Source organism: Tianweitania populi (assembly GCF_014652875.1).
GTDB lineage: Bacteria > Pseudomonadota > Alphaproteobacteria > Rhizobiales > Rhizobiaceae > Tianweitania > Tianweitania populi.
This window is the reverse complement of sequence record NZ_BMZQ01000004.1, coordinates 126794-143343: the sequence shown is the minus strand read 5'-3', so window position 1 is coordinate 143343 and position 16550 is coordinate 126794. Positions and strand designations below refer to the sequence as shown.

The 16550-nt window shown below is 62.7% G+C and carries 16 protein-coding genes; 6 read left to right on the top strand and 10 right to left on the bottom strand.

Annotated features, from left to right (window positions below; all coding sequences use genetic code 11):
* The first annotated feature begins 14 nt into the window (after positions 1-14).
* Positions 15-1175 carry a mandelate racemase/muconate lactonizing enzyme family protein gene (locus IE166_RS18150; protein WP_189506733.1) on the top strand — a complete coding sequence of 387 codons (1161 nt, stop codon included), beginning with the start codon at positions 15-17 and terminating at the stop codon, positions 1173-1175.
* A gap of 4 nt (positions 1176-1179) precedes the next feature.
* On the opposite strand, the gene IE166_RS18145 is transcribed toward IE166_RS18150, so the two are convergent.
* On the bottom strand, positions 1180-2691 hold the full coding sequence (locus tag IE166_RS18145; RefSeq protein WP_189506731.1) for a UbiD family decarboxylase: 1512 nt from the start codon (positions 2689-2691) through the stop codon (positions 1180-1182).
* Positions 2692-2800: 109 nt separating this feature from the next.
* Here IE166_RS18145 and ubiT point away from each other — a divergent pair, with 109 nt between their 5' ends.
* Genes ubiT through IE166_RS18125 form a run of 4 tightly spaced genes read left to right on the top strand, consistent with a single transcriptional unit; the run spans position 2801 to position 5543 of the window.
* A complete protein-coding gene (ubiT, locus tag IE166_RS18140; RefSeq protein ID WP_189506729.1) occupies positions 2801-3295 on the top strand; it encodes a ubiquinone anaerobic biosynthesis accessory factor UbiT in 495 nt (164 codons plus the stop codon).
* A gap of 1 nt (position 3296) precedes the next feature.
* Positions 3297-4274 carry a ubiquinone anaerobic biosynthesis protein UbiU gene (gene ubiU, locus IE166_RS18135; RefSeq protein ID WP_189506726.1) on the top strand — a complete coding sequence of 326 codons (978 nt, stop codon included), beginning with the start codon at positions 3297-3299 and terminating at the stop codon, positions 4272-4274.
* A gap of 1 nt (position 4275) precedes the next feature.
* Entirely contained in the window at positions 4276-5181 is a 906-nt protein-coding gene (ubiV, locus tag IE166_RS18130) for a ubiquinone anaerobic biosynthesis protein UbiV (RefSeq protein WP_189506724.1), read from the top strand.
* A complete protein-coding gene (locus IE166_RS18125) occupies positions 5178-5543 on the top strand; it encodes a hypothetical protein (protein ID WP_189506722.1) in 366 nt (121 codons plus the stop codon). The genes ubiV and IE166_RS18125 overlap by 4 nt, the downstream gene beginning before the upstream one ends.
* Positions 5544-5598: 55 nt before the next feature.
* Here the strand turns inward: IE166_RS18125 and IE166_RS18120 are convergent, their stop codons facing one another.
* From IE166_RS18120 to IE166_RS18090, 7 genes are all read right to left on the bottom strand, one after another.
* The gene (locus IE166_RS18120; protein ID WP_189506720.1) at positions 5599-7419 is read right to left on the bottom strand and encodes an ABC transporter ATP-binding protein; all 1821 of its coding nucleotides are present in this window, start codon (positions 7417-7419) and stop codon (positions 5599-5601) included.
* A gap of 3 nt (positions 7420-7422) precedes the next feature.
* Positions 7423-8361, bottom strand: a complete 939-nt coding sequence (locus IE166_RS18115) for an ABC transporter permease (RefSeq protein ID WP_189506718.1) — start codon at positions 8359-8361, stop codon at positions 7423-7425.
* Positions 8358-9335 carry an ABC transporter permease gene (locus tag IE166_RS18110; protein WP_189506716.1) on the bottom strand — a complete coding sequence of 326 codons (978 nt, stop codon included), beginning with the start codon at positions 9333-9335 and terminating at the stop codon, positions 8358-8360. The genes IE166_RS18115 and IE166_RS18110 overlap by 4 nt, the downstream gene beginning before the upstream one ends.
* The gene (locus tag IE166_RS18105) at positions 9332-10315 is read right to left on the bottom strand and encodes a nucleoside hydrolase (RefSeq protein ID WP_189506714.1); all 984 of its coding nucleotides are present in this window, start codon (positions 10313-10315) and stop codon (positions 9332-9334) included. Before IE166_RS18105 ends, IE166_RS18110 begins: the two co-directional genes overlap by 4 nt.
* Positions 10312-11271, bottom strand: coding sequence for a nucleoside hydrolase (locus IE166_RS18100; protein WP_189506712.1), 960 nt, complete (start codon positions 11269-11271; stop codon positions 10312-10314). Before IE166_RS18100 ends, IE166_RS18105 begins: the two co-directional genes overlap by 4 nt.
* Positions 11272-11374: 103 nt before the next feature.
* The gene (locus IE166_RS18095; RefSeq protein WP_189506710.1) at positions 11375-12256 is read right to left on the bottom strand and encodes a dihydrodipicolinate synthase family protein; all 882 of its coding nucleotides are present in this window, start codon (positions 12254-12256) and stop codon (positions 11375-11377) included.
* A gap of 23 nt (positions 12257-12279) precedes the next feature.
* A complete protein-coding gene (locus IE166_RS18090; RefSeq protein ID WP_189506708.1) occupies positions 12280-13833 on the bottom strand; it encodes an ABC transporter substrate-binding protein in 1554 nt (517 codons plus the stop codon).
* A 126-nt stretch (positions 13834-13959) separates the two neighbouring features.
* Between IE166_RS18090 and IE166_RS18085 the strand changes: the two genes are divergently transcribed.
* Entirely contained in the window at positions 13960-14859 is a 900-nt protein-coding gene (locus IE166_RS18085; RefSeq protein WP_189506706.1) for a LysR family transcriptional regulator, read from the top strand.
* A gap of 14 nt (positions 14860-14873) precedes the next feature.
* On the opposite strand, the gene IE166_RS18080 is transcribed toward IE166_RS18085, so the two are convergent.
* The gene (locus tag IE166_RS18080; RefSeq protein WP_189506704.1) at positions 14874-15767 is read right to left on the bottom strand and encodes an aldose 1-epimerase; all 894 of its coding nucleotides are present in this window, start codon (positions 15765-15767) and stop codon (positions 14874-14876) included.
* On the bottom strand, positions 15764-16549 hold the full coding sequence (locus IE166_RS18075; RefSeq protein WP_189506702.1) for an NAD-dependent epimerase/dehydratase family protein: 786 nt from the start codon (positions 16547-16549) through the stop codon (positions 15764-15766). Before IE166_RS18075 ends, IE166_RS18080 begins: the two co-directional genes overlap by 4 nt.
* Position 16550: the final 1 nt, after the last annotated feature.

Sequence of the window (16550 nt, the reverse complement as noted above, 5' to 3'; positions counted from 1 at the left end):
CGAAGGACCGTTCCATGAAGATCAGCACCATCCGCATCTATCGCATCGAAGGCGGCGGTTTGCGGCCGGTGCTGTTCGAGATCGAGACCGATGACGGCGTCAGCGGCTTCGGGGAAGCGGGCGTCGCCTATGGCTATGGCGCGCCCGCCGTTGCTGGCATGCTCCAAGACATGGCGGCTCAGATCATCGGCCGCAACGCGTCCGAAATCCGCATGATCTGGCAGGATCTTTACGATCAATCCTTCTGGGCCAAAGGCGGCGGCGCCGTCACCTTCGCGGCGCTGAGCGCCATCGAACTCGCGCTTTGGGACATCAAGGGCAAGGCGGCCAACATGCCGGTGCATGAGCTGCTCGGCGGTGCGATGCGCAGCCAGATCAAGCTTTACGCCAATGGCTGGAACCACGAGCATGACGACGTGGTGAATTGGGCAAAAGCCGCCGCCCGCCCGCTGGCGGACGGCTTTCGCAGTCTGAAATCCTATCCCTTCGCCCACGAACTGCCGGACGGCACCTTCCGCCATGTGTCCGCGCGCGCCGTCGATGATGGCCGCTTCAAGCGCGCGGTCGATCGCGTCAAGGCGCTGCGCGCGGAAGTCGGCCCCGACATCGAGCTGATGCTTGATCTGTCCGGCGGTGTGGCCGACGACCAGCTCATCCGGTTCCTAGATACCTGCCGCGACCTCGACATCACCTGGATCGAAGAGCCGCTCGACCCCTTCAATCTCGCCGGCCTGTCCAGGGTCGCCAGCCGCCACGCAATCCCTATTGCGGTGGGCGAACGCGTTTACGGTCGCGCCGGCTTCCGCAACGTGCTCGATACGGGTGCGGTGTCGATCGTCATGCCCGACATCGCCAACTGCGGCGGCATGCTCGAAGCCGTCCAGATCGCCGGCTTGGCGGAAACCTACAATGCCCGCGTTTCCCCGCACAACTGCGCCAGCTCACTCTGCTCGGCCGCATCCCTCTCGCTCTGCGCCGCCATTCCCAACGCCATGAACCTGGAAGTCTATCCCTATTTCAGCGACGCCAACACCTATGTGCAGGTGCTTGAGAACCCACCGGAACAGGCGATCGGCCGAGATGGAACGCTGCAGGTCAACACCATGCCGGGGCTCGGCATCGCGGTAGATCAGAAGGCAATCGCGCCTTTTCTCAGCCACACGATCGGCGCCTGAACGTCTACCGCGTCAGTCCAAGCTCCGGCCAAAGCGCGTCCACTCGCGCGATCACCGCATCGCTCATCGACAGCGGCGTTCCCCATTCGCGGGTGGTTTCGGGTGCAATCTTGGTGGTGGCATCCAGACCGAGCTTGCCGCCGAGGCCCTGCTGTGGCGAGGCGAAGTCGAGATAGTCGATCGGCGTGTCGGGGATGACGATCAGATCGCGCGGCGCATCGAAGCGGGTCGAGAGTGCCCACATCACATCGTCCCAGCTACGCACATTGATGTCGGGATCGACGACGATGATCAGCTTTGTCATGCTGAATTGCGGCAGCATGGACCACAGGCCCATCATCACCCGCCGCGCCTGCCCGGGATAGCGCTTATCGATCGCAACAACCATGGCGCGATAGGAGCAGGCTTCCGGCGGCAGCCAGAGATCGGTGATTTCGGGAAACTGGCGCTTGGCCAAAGGCGCGAACAGCGGCGTCATGGCTTCGCCCAGCCGCGAGGGCTCGTCCGGCGGCCGCCCCGTATAGGTCGAAAGGTAGAGCGGATCGCGGCGCATCGTGATGGCGGAGGCGGTCATCACCGGAAACGGCTCCACCGAATTGAAGTAGCCGGTATGGTCGCCGTAAGGACCCTCCGGAGCGGTCTCGGCGATTGAGACGCTTCCCTCGATGACCATCTCAGCGTCGGCCGGAACGGGCAGGTCGACGCTGACGCCGCGCCCGATGCGCCCGGCCTTGCGCCGCAGCACACCGGAGAAGGAAAGCTCGCTCATGCCTTCGGGCAGCGGCATCACGGCCGCCAGGATCGTTGCCGGATCAGCACCGATCGCGATCGCGACCGGCATGTCGCGTCCAAGCTTCTGCCAGGCGCGATGATGGCGCGCACCGCCGCGCGCCGGCAGCCAGCGCATGATCGCCTGGTTCCTGTTCAACACCTGCATCCGATAAATGCCGACATTGATGTCATGCGGATCGTCCGGCGATCGGGTGATCACCAATGGCCATGTGATCAGCGGCGCCGGCTCGCCCGGCCAGCACCATTGGATCGGCAGCGATCCGAAATCCACCGCATTGCCGGTAAAAACCTGCTCCTGGCACGAGGGGTGCCGCACGGTTCTCGTGCGCATCGATAAGGCGATCTTCAGAAGATCCCGCTGTGCCCAGGCTGCGGCCAGACTTCGTGGCGGGCGCGGTGCGCGAAGATCGGCCATGGCTTCGCCAAGACGCGGCAAATCGGCTTCATCCAACCCCATTCCAAGCGCCACGCGCTCGACCGTGCCGAACAGGTTCACGACCACCGGCATCGAAGCGGCACGGCCATCTGCCAGCACCGGCTTTTCGACAAGCAGCGCCGGTCCGCCCGCATGCAGCACCCGGCGATGGATTTCGGTGAGTTCGTGCTGGACGCTGATCGGGGCCGTGATCCGCCTGAGAAGGCCGCGATCTTCCAGGATATGAAGGAAACCGCGCAGATCCCTAGCGATCGGATGACGAGGAACGGGCAAGAGAGGGCATGACATGGCGCGGACGGTTATCGCAAGGAAATGGCTTCTTCCTTGCGCTTGATCAAAGGCAGCATGAATGAAGCTCGATAGGACAGGCGAGGACTTACTCAATCAGAAGCGCCCGATGGATATTCCACGCCCTCTCGTTTTCGCCGTGAACACAACGCCCCTGCCGATCGTGCAGAAGATCGTCGACGCCGTGTTCCGGCGCGCCCTGCGCCAGCATCCTAATTTGTTCGACCGGCTGGGTTCTTATGCGGAGAAACGGTTCGGCTTCAGCCCGACGGGTCTGGATCTTGCCTTTGAGATCCACCCGGCAACGCCATCGATCTCCGTATACCGAAAGCGGCAGGCGCCAGACACCGATGCAGCCGTCACCGGCCCGCTCGTCATGCTGCTGGCCCTGCTGGAAGGCCGGATCGACGGCGATGCCATGTTCTTCTCGCGCAGCCTCAGCGTAACCGGCGACATGGAAGCGATGCTCGCCCTGCGCAACGCGCTGGACGATTGCGGCTTCGACCTGCCGAAGGACCTCGCGGGTCTGGCCGGACCCTTTGCCGTGCCGTTCCAGGAACTGGCTAACCGCGTGCGCAGTCGCGCATTGGAAGGGTTGGCCTGACATGGAACTGATCTGTCCTGCCGGCACGCCCGCGGCCTACCGCGAGGCGGTTCAAGCCGGCGCCGACGCCATCTATTGCGGCTTTCGCGACGAAACCAACGCGCGCAATTTCCCCGGCCTGAACTTTACGCGCGACGAGATGAAAGCGGCGATCGCCTTTGGCCGGTCGCGCGGCGTCGACACCTATGTCGCGCTCAACACCTTCATGCGCGCCGGTGCCGAGGACATCTGGTATCGCGCGGCCGACGATGCGGCGGCGGCCGGTGCCACTGCCCTGATCCTCGCTGACATGGCCTTGATGGATTACGTCGCCACCAAGCATCCCGACCAGCGGCTGCATGTTTCGGTTCAGGCATCCGCTTCCAACGCCGTTGCCGTCAACTTCCTGGTGGAAAGCTTCGGCGCCAAACGGCTGGTGCTGCCGCGCGTGCTCACCGTGGCTGAGATCGCAGCACTTGCACGAAAGGTCAGCTGCGAACTCGAAGTCTTCGCTTTTGGCGGCCTTTGCGTCATGGCCGAAGGCCGGTGCTCTCTGTCGTCCTATGTCACCGGCAAGTCACCCAACATGCAGGGCGTGTGCTCGCCGGCCAGTCATGTACGCTACCGCGAAGATGGGGGCGACATGGTGTCGGAGCTTGGCGGCTTCACCATCAATCGCTTTGGCAAGAACGAGCCTGCCGGCTATCCGACGCTCTGCAAGGGGCGTTTCCACATCGCCGACAGCGACGCCTATGCGTTCGAAGATCCGGTCAGCCTGGACGTCATGGATCACCTCGATGCCTTGCGGGCGGCTGGCGTCAAGGCGCTGAAGATCGAGGGTCGACAGCGCGGCAAGGCCTATGTGGCCGAAGTCGTCTCGAGCCTGCGCCGCGCTCTGTCTGCCTCGCCGCAAGCGCGCCCAGCCCATGTCGCGCAGTTGCGCAAGCTTAGCGAGGGGCAGCAGACCACGTCCGGAGCCTATGAAAAGAAGTGGCGCTGACATGACCGATGAAGCAGCACTCAAGATCACCATGGGGCCGGTGCCCTACCTTTGGGCCGGGGAAAAATGGCGCGACTTTTATTATCGGGTGGCAGACAGCGAGGATGTCGATGCGGTGACGCTCGGCGAAGTTGTCTGCTCCAAGCGCGACCACTTCATCAAGCCATATCTCGATGAGGTGGTGAGGCGGCTGACCGATGCCGGCAAGGATGTGGCCGTCGCCTCGCTGGCTCTCGTCACGCTCGAACGTGAAGCCATCGCGACACGCCGGCTGGCGGCAGGGCAGGCCATGGTGGAAGCCAACGATCTTTCGGCGCTTCGCCTGCTCGCTGGCAAGCCGCACCGCATCGGTCCCTTCGTCAACGTCTATAATGGCGCTACCGCCGCGCTCCTTGCACGCAAAGGTGCGACGCGCATCTGCATCGGCCCCGAACTGTCTGCGATATCCATAGGGTCGATCATAGCCGGTGCGCCGGGCGTCGAGTTCGAGGTCATCGCGTTCGGCCGTCTGCCGCTCGCCATATCGGCGCGATGCGCCCATGCCCGCGCTAAGGGCAACACGAAGGACAACTGCAAATTCGTCTGCGGTGAGGAACCGGATGGGCTTGATGTCGACACGCTGGATGGTCAGTCCTTTCTGACCGTCAACGGCGTGCAGACCATGTCGCGGCACTGCCAAGTGCTGCTCAACGATTTAGGTGGGCTCGCCAGACTTGGTGTCACGCATCTGCGCCTCTCACCGCAGGATTGCGACATGGTTGCGGTGGCACGGCTATATGCCGAAGTCCGAGACGGCGCCCTGTCCGCGCAGGAAGCGATCGCAGCGCTGCGCAACCTTTACTCAGCCGCGCCTTACGCCAACGGTTTCCTCCATGGGCAGCCCGGCATGAACTGGGTGGCGGCATGAACTTCCATCAGGTGCTTACGCCACGCCAGAATGCCGAAGACTTCGTGCATCGCATCGAGGGGATCATCGGCACGGTGGCGCTGGATTGCGGTTGTCGCGAGCGCGTCAACGATGCGCTGCACCGTTTTGCAGCAATGGAAAAACAGCGTGAGACGCGCCGGCATCTTCTGTCGTCACGCCAGCACCGCGACGCGATTGCGGCCCTGATGGACCTGCTGGCGGAGCTGGAAGAGATCAGTTGGCAGGATTCCGATCGTCCTGTCTTTGCCGAACTGGCGCATCTGTTCGACGACATCGCCGAACACGCCATGCGCGGCGCCGAGGATCTGCGCATGATGGCAGCGGAAGCACCGGCTGACTGAGGAAGTCAGGAGGCCGCGGGCGTCATGCGCCCGCGACCTTCCGGTATGTCTGGACCTAAGCAGCCTTCTCGACCGCCTGCATCTGCACGAAGTGACCCGCGCTGACTTCCTGATAGTGGAGCGGAGCAGGGGTGTAGCCGGCATCATGGTAGGGACTGCGGATCTCGTCATTCGAGATGTTGCGCACCCGCCGGCGCGTCGGATCGGCGATCGGCACTGCCGACATCAGCTTGCGTGTGTAGGGGTGCTGCGGGTTTTCGAACACCGCCTGGCGCGGACCGATCTCGACGATCTCGCCGAGATACATGACCGCCACGCGATGGCTGATGCGCTCCACCACCGCCATGTCATGGCTGATGAAGAGATAGCCCAGCCCAAGCTGCTCCTGCAGATCGAGCATCAGGTTGATCACCTGCGCCTTGATCGACACGTCCAGCGCCGACACGGATTCGTCCGCCACGATCAGCTTCGGATCGAGCGCGAGCGCACGCGCGATACACACGCGCTGGCGCTGTCCGCCGGAAAATTCGTGCGGGAAACGGTCGGCCATCGCCGGCGACAAGCCGACCTGTTCAAGCAGCTTGCCGACACGCTGCCTTGCATCGGCGCGGTTTACCAGCCCATGCGTGACCATCGGCTCGGCAATGGCGTCGCCCACCCGCATGCGCGGATTGAGACTTTCGAACGGGTCCTGGAAGATCATCTGCGCATCGCGGCGGATGCTCGCCAGTTCCGTCTTCGACGCACTCGCCACGTCGCGGCCGCTGATCGTCACCGAACCGGAGGTCAGATCCGTCAAACGAATGATCGAACGACCCGTCGTCGATTTGCCGCAACCGGATTCGCCGACAAGCGACAGGGTTTCACCCTTGCGCAGTTCGAAGGACACGTCTTCCACCGCGTGGATGTTGCCCACCGTGCGCTGCAGAATGCCCTTGCGGACGGGGAAGCGCGTCACGAGATGGTCGACTTTGAGGATCGGTGCTTCGTCGGTGCGCACTGTGTCGGCGGTTGGCTTCACAGGCTGTGCTTCGCCGGTGCGCATGTCCACGATCGGGAATCGCAGCGGGCGCGGCTCGCCGGCCATGGAGCCGAGCTGCGGCACGGCTGAAAGCAAGGCGCGCGTATAGGGATGCGCGGCGTCGCGGAAGATGCGCTCAGTCGTGTCGGCTTCCACGATGTCGCCGCGATACATCACCACCGTGCGGTCGGAGATCTCTGCCACCACGCCCATGTCATGGGTGATGAAGAGAACCGACATGCCCTCTTCCTGTTGCAGCGTCTTGATCAGCTCCAGGATCTGCGCCTGGATGGTGACGTCGAGCGCGGTCGTCGGCTCGTCGGCGATCAGCAGCTTCGGCTCGCAGGCCAGCGCAATCGCGATCACCACGCGCTGCCGCATACCACCGGAAAAGCTCATCGGATATTCGTTGAGCCGCGCCTGGGCGGAAGGAATGCGAACCTTGTCGAGCAGACGCACGGCTTCGGCCCGGGCCTTGCCCTGATCCATGCCGCGATGCTGCATCAGCACTTCGGTGATCTGGTCGCCGATCTTCAGCACCGGGTTGAGCGAAGTCATCGGCTCCTGGAATATCATGCCGATGCGGTTGCCGCGAATGTGCTGCATCAAGTCCATCGGCAGCGACAGCAGGTCCTGGCCCTCGAACTCGATGCGCCCTGTGGAACGCGCGTTCGGCCCGAGCAGCCGCATGATCGACATGGCGGTCACGCTCTTGCCGGAGCCGGATTCACCGACAACTGCCACCGTTTCACGCTCCGCGATGTCGAAGGTGACATCGCGGATCACGTTGCGCCATTCACCGCCCACCTTGAAGGCGGTGTTGAGGTCGTCAATCGAAAGGATCGGTCTGGTCATGGGTCAGCCCTCCCGGCGCGGATTGAGGATGTCGCGCAGCGCATCACCGATCAGGTTGATGCCCACGATAAGAAGAAGCAGCGTGATGCCCGGAAAGAAGCTGATCCAGTAATCGCCCGACAGGATATATTCGAAGCCATTGGAGATCAGCAAACCGAGCGAGGGTTCCGTCACCGGCAAGCCAATGCCGAGGAAGGAGAGCGTCGCTTCCAGCATGATCGCGTAAGCGACGCGCATGGTTGCCACCACGATCAGCGGCGGCAAACAGTTCGGCAGCATGTGGCGGAAGATGATGCTTCGGTCGGGCAATGCCATCGAGCGCGCCGCTTCGATATAAGCGCGCTTGCTTTCCACCAGCGCCGAACCGCGCACCGTGCGGGCGTAATAAGCCCACTGCGTTACCACCAGGGCGATGATGATCTTGTCGACGCCCTGTCCGAGGATCGCCAGAAAGATCAACGCGATCAGGATCGATGGGAAGCTCAGCTGAATATCGACGATGCGCATCAGCACCGCATCCGTCCGCCCGCCCGCATAAGCGCTGAACAGGCCGATGCTCGTGCCGATCACCAGCGCTACCGCCGCGCTGACGAGACCAACGAGGATCGAGGTCCGCAACCCATACATGATCGCGCTGACGAGATCGCGACCCTGCGTATCGGTGCCCAACCAATAGGTTAGGCCGGACATGCTTTCGCCGCCCGGCGCCAGCCGTCCATCCATGATATCGAGCTGCGCCAGGTCATACGGATCCTGCGGCGCCAGCACTGGAGCGAGGATCGCCGCCAGCAGCAGGATGCCGGTGATGATCAGGCCGGTCAGCGCCAGACGATTGTGCAAGAGCGCGATGAAGGTGCGCTTCAAGGGCGACATGGCGGGCTTAGCGGCGATGGTTTCAGTCCCAGCGTGAACCGAGGTCGAGAGTTCGTGAGGGTTGCTCATCGCGAACCTCCTTCCAAACGGACGCGCGGATCGACGACGGAGTAGAGAATGTCGACCACGAGGTTGATGACGCTGAACATGATGACGGTGATCATGAGGTAAGCGAGCACGACGGGACGATCGAGCACGGCGATGGAATCGATGATCAGTTTGCCCATGCCCGGCCAGGCGAAGATCGTTTCGGTCACCACCGCAAAGGCGATCAGCGAGCCGAGTTCGAGGCCGATCACCGTGATCAGCGGAATCAGCGTGTTCTTCAGCACATGCACCCGCAGGATGCGGCTTTCCGGCATGCCCTTGGCACGGGCAAAGCGCACGAAGTCGAGCTGCATCACCTCCATCACGCCGGCGCGGGTGAGCCGGATCACCAGCGAGATCTTGAACAGCGCAAGATTGAAGGCCGGCAGGATCAGGTGGCTCAAACCGTCCCAGGTCAGGAAGCTCACCGGCACGCCCAACAACTCGACCGTTTGTCCGCGCCCGGAAGCCGGCAACCAGCCAAGCTGTACGCTGAACACCATGATCATGATCAGGCCGATCCAGAAGGTCGGCAGGCTGAAGCCGAGGATCGAGAAGGTCATGATCGACTTGGAAACGAGGCTGTGTGGCTTCAAACCGGCATAGATGCCGAGCGGAATGCCCAGCACCAGCGCCATCACCAGCGCCACGAAAGCGAGTTCCAGCGTTGCGGGCATCCGTTGCAGGATCAGGTCGAGCGCCGGCTGGTTGAACACGAAGGAATTGCCGAGATCGCCGGTCAGCGCCTTGCCCAGGAACACAAAATACTGTTCCCACACCGGGCGGTCGAGACCAAAGGCCTGGATAACCTCAAGCCGCTCGGCAGGCGTTGCCGATGAGCTCAGAAGCACGTCGACGGGATTGCCAACGAGATAGAGGCCCACGAACACCAGAAGGCTCATGACGAACAGCGTCACGATCGTCTGTATGACGCGGCTAAAGAGGTAACTGCTCATGCGTGGAACTCCCTTATCGGGGTCGTTGGTCGCGGCGTCGCACCAAGCCTTGCGATGCGCTCCACCACCAGCCGGCGATAGCCGGCCTGGTCGACATGGGTCATCACGCAGGCATTGGGGCGCTGCTCGGTTTTGCCGTGAAGATCCGCCCAGGTCTGGCCGGCGGTGGGGCCATAAAGGGTCACGCCAATGGCGCAGTGGCTGCCTGAAAACAGTTCGGGCTGCAACAGCCAGGCAACCGTCATCGCATCATGGATCGGCCCGCCGGGCCGGCCGTAACGCTTGAGGTCACTGCGGTCGAACCGGCGCAGCAAGCCAGCCAGCGCTATGCCGCAGGGGCTGCCATGCGCTTCCATCGCGGCGAAATCCTGTTCAACAAACAGCGCCTGCAGCGTCACGTCCAGCGGCAACAGAACCACCGGCACGCCGGAACCCCACACGATCTCGGCCGCATGCGGATCGGCCATGATGTTGTATTCGGCAAACGGCGTGCGGTGCCCGAGCGCGGTAAACGCCCCGCCCATGATCACGATGCTTTCGATGCCGCGGGCCACATCCGGGTGCAGCCGCAGCGCCAGCGCGATGTTGGTCAGCGGGCCGATGGCGCAGATCGTGATGCCGCGTCCGTCAGCGGCGGCTGCGCGTGCTTGTTCGGCAATGAAGCGCACGGCCGAAAGCGTCGCCGGCTCATAATCGGTGTTCGGCATGAGGTCGTCGGGGAAGTTGCCGATATGGGCATATTTGCCAAAAGCCTGCTTGCCTACGAGAGGAAGGGCCGCACCCACCAGCACGGGCACGTCACGCCGTCCGGCCAGTGCCACGATCCTGCAGGCATTGGCAACGCTCGCTTGCAGCCCGACATTGCCGGCCACCACGGTCACACCGCGCAGGTCGATCTCGGGCGATCCGAGTGCAAGCATGATCGCCGCCGCATCGTCCACGCCGGGATCGGTGTCGATGATGACGGAAATGCGGCTCATGCAGCGCGCTCGCTTCTGTAGCGGGAAAACAGGTCGAGGAAGAGCGCGATCACGCCCTCGGCGTCTACATGGCAAACGATTTCCGCGTTCGGCTCCAAGCCGCTCTTGTTGTACCAGTCGGCCACCGTCTGACCCATGCACAGCTCGCTTTCCTGCTCTATGAACACGCGGGCGCGCTTGGTCTGGAAGAGGTGAGGGGCAAGAAGAAAGGCGATGACGAGCGGATCATGCAGCGGCCCGCCGCGCGAGCCATAGCGCTCAACCTGGTTGCGGTCCCAGAACGCCATCAGGTCGGCAACCGTCGAGGCGATGCGACCGCTTACGGAGGCAAACTGCTCGACATGCTCCGGCGTCAGGATCACCTGATGCGTGGCGTCCAGCGCCAGTGCCACGATCGGAATGTCGGACGAGAACACGATATGCGCCGCATGCGGATCAGCCAGCATGTTGAACTCGGCGGTCATGGTGCGGTTGCCCGGCTCGCGATAGGCGCCGCCCATCATCACGATGCGGGCAATGCCGGCAGCGATGCTTGGATCGATCCGCAGCGCCATGGCAATGTTGGTCAGCGGACCGAGGCAGCCCAGCGTAACCGGCTTGCCCGCCCGCGCGGCTTCGCCCAGCCGGTCAACCAGAAACTCCACCGCACCCTTCTGCTCGGCGCGCTTTTTTGGCTCCGGCAGGTTGGTGTTTCCCAACCCCGACTGGCCGTGGAACTGGCCGCGGATCACATCGCGCAGCAGGGGGCGATGGGAGCCTGGATAAACCGGGATGTCGGTTCGCCCGCCCAACTCGCAGATCTGCAAAGCATTGCGCACGGTACGTTCAAGCGGCTGGTTGCCCGATACCGGCGTGATCCCAAGGATCTCCAGTTCCGGCGACACGAAAGCGGCCAGAAGCGCAATCGAGTCGTCGATGCCGGGATCGCAGTCGATGATGATCTGGGTGGAAGTCATAAACATTTACCTGAGCATTAACGTGTCGTCCCCTGGGCTCGAGCCGCGCTCACAAGCTGCGGCGCCCAGGTGTCGACAAAGGCATTTCGGTATTGGGGCGGTCCTACAGCGCACCCACGGAGCGCAGAACTTCGGCGACCTCGTTGCGTGCCGCTTCGTCCAGCGGCACCTGCGGCGCGATCGGATCGCCGACGGCAAAGCCCTGCAGCTGCAAGGCGGTCTTGATGCAGGCCGCGATCGAATAGCGCGCGAAGATTTCGTTGACCCGCCACAACGGCCGCTGCAGCTCCATCACGCGGGTCCAGTCACCGGCCTGTGCTGCGTCGTAGAGCGCAATGCTTTGCTTCGGCACGATGCAGGCCGGGCCCGCCATCCAGCCGACGCCGCCGATCATCAGCACGCAAGCGGGGATGTGGGCGGAAGCCGAAAACACCTCCATGCGCCCGCGCGTGCGCTCGATGATCGAAAGCAGCCGCCCGGTATTGGTGGACGCATCCTTGATGTAGTTGATGTTCGAGATCTGGCTGAGCCGCTCGATCACCGGCAGCGTCAGGTCGGAGCGTTGGAAGTTCGGGTTGGTGTAAAGCACCACCGGACGTCCGCGCGCCGCGCCGGCAATGGCCTTGAAATAGGCTTCCACGCCGGCATCCCCGACCGGGAAGTAGGCTTCCAAAATCGCCAGAATGCCGTCGGCACCCGCTTCCACCATGGCTTCGGTTTGCGCCACGGCATCCCGGATCGTGGTGGACGCAACGCCCGCCACAACCGGCACGCGACCGCGATTGGCGGCGATCGTCGTCTTCACGACTTCCATGCGCTGCGCGTTCGACAGGTAGGCGAACTCGCCGGTGCTGCCGAGCGGTGCCAGCCCATGCACACCCTGGGAGACCAGGTGTTCAACCAGGTCTCCGAGAACGGCGGTGTTGATGTCACCGCCTTGTGTCGTCGGCGAAACGAGATACGGAAAGACGCCGTGGAAAGACATCGCGAAGTCCTTCACCGCGCCGCTTACTGCGCCGCCTTTACGTAGAAGGGCAGGGTATAGCCGTCCGAGCGTCCTTCAAAGGACAGGTCGGTCTTGGCGGCCCAGGTGTTGTCCAGGAAGAACAGCGGGATGATGCCGAGATCGCTCATCGCGATGCCGGTCGCCTTCTTCAACAGCGCCTCACGCTCGCCGTCGTCCAGCGTGGTGCGGGCCTGTTCCAACGTCTTGTCAAACTCGGCATTGGAATAACGGCCGCGATTGCCCTGGCCGGCATTGTCGCCGAAGGTTTCCAGAAGCGGTCCCAGCACGCCCGATGCCTCGCCGGTTTCCACCGCGGCCCCGCCCATGATGAAGCTGAATTCGCGGGCCGAAGCGCGCGAGAAATACACGCTGCCCGGCAGGGTCTCGACCTTGGTCTTTACGCCAATGCGGCTGAAGAACTGGCCAACGGCCTGCGCGATCTTGGAATCGTTGGGATAACGATCGTTGGTCGCATGGAAAGTCAGGTCGAATCCATCGGGATAACCAGCCTGCGCCAGCATGTCCTTGGCCTTGTTCGGGTCGAACGGATCGGTGGCAAGCGCTTCGTCATGGCCGAAATAGCCTTCCGGCACGACTTGGCCAGTCGGCGTGCCCTGGCCGTCCATCAGGCGCTCGACGATCGCGTCACTGTTGAGCGACAAGGACAGCGCGCGGCGTACTTCCGCCTTCTGCAGCGGGTTCTTGCCGTCTTCGCCCTTGGCGAATGGCGAGGTTTCGCGGTCCTGATCCATATGAAGATACATCAGGCGGTTACCGGTGGCCTTAATGACCTTGACCGAGTTGGATTCTTCCAGCCGGCTCGTATCGGCGGTCGGGATGTTCTCGATCATGTCGACATCGCCCGACAGGATTGCGGCAACGCGGGCGCTGTTGTTCTTGAAGATGCGGAACGTCACCTTGTCCCAATCCGTCGCGCCGCCCCAGTAATCGGGGTTGCGCTCGAGCGTGATCACCGAGTCCGGCGTCCAGGACACGAACTTGAACGGGCCGGTGCCGACCACGCCCTTGCCCTGGTTCATCTGCTCGGTCGGCGTTTCGCCGAATTCAGCCGGCAGGATCGCGATGCGGCTGAGATTGTTCAGAAGCAGAGGGGTCGGACCCTTCGTGGTGATGCGCACCGTCATCGGATCGACAGCGAGCACATCCGCGATCGCCTTTACGTAAGGGGTAAAGGCGCTCGGGCTGTTCTTGGCGGCGAGCGGAACGCGCTTGATGCTGGCGACCACGTCCTCGGCGGTGAAGTCGCTGCCGTCATGGAACTTGACGTTCGGGCGCAGCTTGAATTCCCAGGTCGTGTCGTCGACGCGGTTCCAGCTTGTCGCCAGCGCCGGTTCGATCTGCTGGCGGGCGTCCTGGTTCACGAGGCCGTCGAAGATGTTGCGCGCCATCGCGCTGTTGGGGCCGACGACGTAAAACTGCGGGTCCATCGAGGTCGTGGACGCCGAAAGGCCAACCGTCAGGTCACGCGCCCAGGCGCCGGCCGACGGGAAAAGAACCACGGATGCGGCGAGCGCGGCGGCTGCGAAAAACTTCATGAACAAGCTCCTCCAAAGCTTCATCCCCAGATGGGGAGATTTGGGGCAACTGCATATTTCCTTCGCACAATGATGGAAAATTGCATTATAGCCTGATCTCATGCCGAAACGTTATGGAGGCATCGCATGCGCCTGAAGCCGCGTCAGCTGGAAGCCTTCCGCCATGTTATGCTCACGCGCGGCGTCACGGCGGCGTCCGAGGCCATGAACATCGCTCAGCCCGCCGTGAGCCGCCTGATCCGCGATCTGGAAAGCGAAGTCGGCATGACCTTGTTCACCCGGCAAGGCGGACGACTCTTGCCGACGCCTGAAGCAGTATTGCTGCTGGCCGAGGTGGAGCGGCTTTATATCGGCATCGATCAGGTCGCGCGTGCAGCCGACGATATCCGCCAGCATTTGAATGTCGTTCTGCGCATGGCCAGCGTCACCTCGCTGGTGCGGCCCTTCCTGCATCGGGCCATGATGGAGGTCGTCGGGCCGCGTCTCGACCTGCCGCTGGTTCTCGATGTGGAAAACAGCCGTCACATCTGGGACATGGTGGAACAGAGCCATTACGATCTGGGCCTCGTCTTCGGCCCACCGCGCCAAGGCGATCTGCAGACCGTCCATCTGCACAGTTCAACGGCCGTCGCCGCCATGCCGCCGGATCATCCGCTGGCGGAGAAGGACGTCATCACGCCGACCGACCTCCTCGACTGCCGCGTTCTTACCGCCGGCCGCAACTCGCCGCTGCGCCGCGGCCTCGACCGCGCCTTTTCCCAAGCCGAGCAAGCACCGCTGAATACGCTCGAGACTTCCATGCTCAACTGCTGCCACTTCGCCGCCGCCGGCATGGGTGTCGCTATCGTCGACCGCATCACCATGCGCGCCGCCGACGTCAAACTCTGCGCCAAGCCCTTCCTACCGACAATCGACGTTTCCTACTACGCCGCCCGCCCCGCCGGCTCGCGCCAGATCCTCGTGCTCGACCAGATCGTCGAGCGCATCAAGGAGCTTTTGGACGAGGACACCGTGATCGCCAGCTGACGCTCCACTCGTCATCAGGAAGGTAGATAGTTTTCCGCCCGCACCGTCATTGCGCCCGACAATGTATCCCCGGGTTGAAGAACGGCCATCGCGTTCGATTCGCCCAACTCAGGACGGTTCACGACATCTGGCGCATGGCTGACCGGTTCGGCGCAGAACACCGGCCGATTGTCCGGCACGAAAACATGAAGATGCCGGAGCGCGCCGTCGGCCTCGAGCGTGATCGCCAAGCCTTCCTCGGGCCGGCAGATGCGGGCCAAAAACGGGCTCCATTCCGGGAAAAACCGGTCAAAATACGGTAGTTCGCCGAGACTTTCCGGCGCTTCGGACCGGAAAATCGGCGTCTCAACCCGCTTCGGCAGCGGCAAACCGGCCTCATCGCGCTCGAAAGCGCCCGAAGATCCGAAGCTCAGCGTCGTCCGCGGCGTCTTTACGAACCACGGATGTAACCCCATTCCAAAGGGCAGAGTGTGCTCGCCCGTATTGCGGATGGACAAGCCAATCCGCAATCCTTGTTCAGACAGACCGATCTCCTGCTGCGCCACATATTGATAAAGATTCCCGACACTTGCAAAATTCTGCTCCAGAAAAAGCTTAGCATCATTCAGGCTCGCTACCCGCCACGGATGCTCCCGCGAAAAGCCATGGATCGCCATGCCTTCATCCGGAAGATTAACTGATAACACGATCTCGCGCCCGTCGAACCCAAACCGGCCTTTTTTGATCCGGTTCGCAAACGGCAGCATCGTAAAACACCCCGCCTTAAACGGCGGCACACTGCCATCCGCTGGGGCGAACAAAGCGCTCCAAGTACCTGTTTTTGCCTGCCAATCCAACGAGAGAATAACACCGCCACCCGCCGGATCCACGACGACACGGTAACCGCCGGCGATCAGCGTAATGGTCATCGATCGTCGCGCGTATAGTCCTGCGCCGTAAACGACCCGCCCTGAAACCGCCGCGTAATCGCATCGCCTTCTTCCGGCAACGGCGCGAAAGTCTCGGCATTGTCCTGCGGCCGATAGCCAATGCGTTCCGCGTCATCCTCCTTCCACCAGGAGCGCGAGTTCGCCGAAACGCCCCAGACTACGGCGTGGCCGGTTTTGTCAGCTTCCACAGCCGCAATAATCAGCCGTTCGAGGTCGTCATGCGACAGCCAGGTCGACAGATGGCGGGCCTCCGTCGGCTTTGGCAAACAGGAGCCGATGCGCATATGCACGCTTTCCAGCCCGTGCTTATCGAACATCATCCGCCCGAGCATTTCCGCGTAAGCCTTTGACAAACCGTAATATCCATCCGGCTGCACCAGATCCTTGGTCGAGAGCGTCTCACCGCGCTCGTAGAAGCCGATCGTGTGATTGGAACTCGCGAACACGATCCGCTGCTTCTCCGCCCGAGCCGCTTCGAAGACATGCGTCAGGCCAAGAATATTGGCCTCGATGATCGGCCGAAACGGCTTCTCCACGCTGATGCCGCCGAGATGAACGATCGCGTCCGTGCCTTCCACAAGGCGCTGCACCGCGCCTTCGTCAGCCAGATCGGCCTGAACAAACGTCGCGCCTTCAGGCACTGGATCAGGAAATGGGTTGATGTCCGATAAACGCACTTGGTAGCCGCGTTTGACCAGCCTCGGCGCGAGCATGCGGCCGAGCGTGCCGGATGCGCCGGTCAGGAGAAGGTGCCGCGCCATG

Bases quoted from the DNA above. Each gene is read 5' to 3' on its own strand.
- IE166_RS18095 (WP_189506710.1), bottom strand. From the start codon at position 12,256: ATGTCTTTCCACGGCGTCTTTCCGTATCTCGTTTCGCCGACGACACAA.
- IE166_RS18110 (WP_189506716.1), bottom strand. From the start codon at position 9,335: ATGAGCAGTTACCTCTTTAGCCGCGTCATACAGACGATCGTGACGCTG.
- ubiU (WP_189506726.1), top strand. From the start codon at position 3,297: ATGGAACTGATCTGTCCTGCCGGCACGCCCGCGGCCTACCGCGAGGCG.
- IE166_RS18080 (WP_189506704.1), bottom strand. From the start codon at position 15,767: ATGACCATTACGCTGATCGCCGGCGGTTACCGTGTCGTCGTGGATCCG.
- IE166_RS18105 (WP_189506714.1), bottom strand. From the start codon at position 10,315: ATGAGCCGCATTTCCGTCATCATCGACACCGATCCCGGCGTGGACGAT.
- IE166_RS18120 (WP_189506720.1), bottom strand. From the start codon at position 7,419: ATGACCAGACCGATCCTTTCGATTGACGACCTCAACACCGCCTTCAAG.
- IE166_RS18100 (WP_189506712.1), bottom strand. From the start codon at position 11,271: ATGACTTCCACCCAGATCATCATCGACTGCGATCCCGGCATCGACGAC.
- IE166_RS18115 (WP_189506718.1), bottom strand. From the start codon at position 8,361: ATGAGCAACCCTCACGAACTCTCGACCTCGGTTCACGCTGGGACTGAA.
- IE166_RS18075 (WP_189506702.1), bottom strand. From the start codon at position 16,549: ATGGCGCGGCACCTTCTCCTGACCGGCGCATCCGGCACGCTCGGCCGC.
- IE166_RS18125 (WP_189506722.1), top strand. From the start codon at position 5,178: ATGAACTTCCATCAGGTGCTTACGCCACGCCAGAATGCCGAAGACTTC.
- IE166_RS18090 (WP_189506708.1), bottom strand. From the start codon at position 13,833: ATGAAGTTTTTCGCAGCCGCCGCGCTCGCCGCATCCGTGGTTCTTTTC.
- ubiT (WP_189506729.1), top strand. From the start codon at position 2,801: ATGGATATTCCACGCCCTCTCGTTTTCGCCGTGAACACAACGCCCCTG.
- IE166_RS18145 (WP_189506731.1), bottom strand. From the start codon at position 2,691: ATGTCATGCCCTCTCTTGCCCGTTCCTCGTCATCCGATCGCTAGGGAT.
- IE166_RS18085 (WP_189506706.1), top strand. From the start codon at position 13,960: ATGCGCCTGAAGCCGCGTCAGCTGGAAGCCTTCCGCCATGTTATGCTC.
- IE166_RS18150 (WP_189506733.1), top strand. From the start codon at position 15: ATGAAGATCAGCACCATCCGCATCTATCGCATCGAAGGCGGCGGTTTG.
- ubiV (WP_189506724.1), top strand. From the start codon at position 4,276: ATGACCGATGAAGCAGCACTCAAGATCACCATGGGGCCGGTGCCCTAC.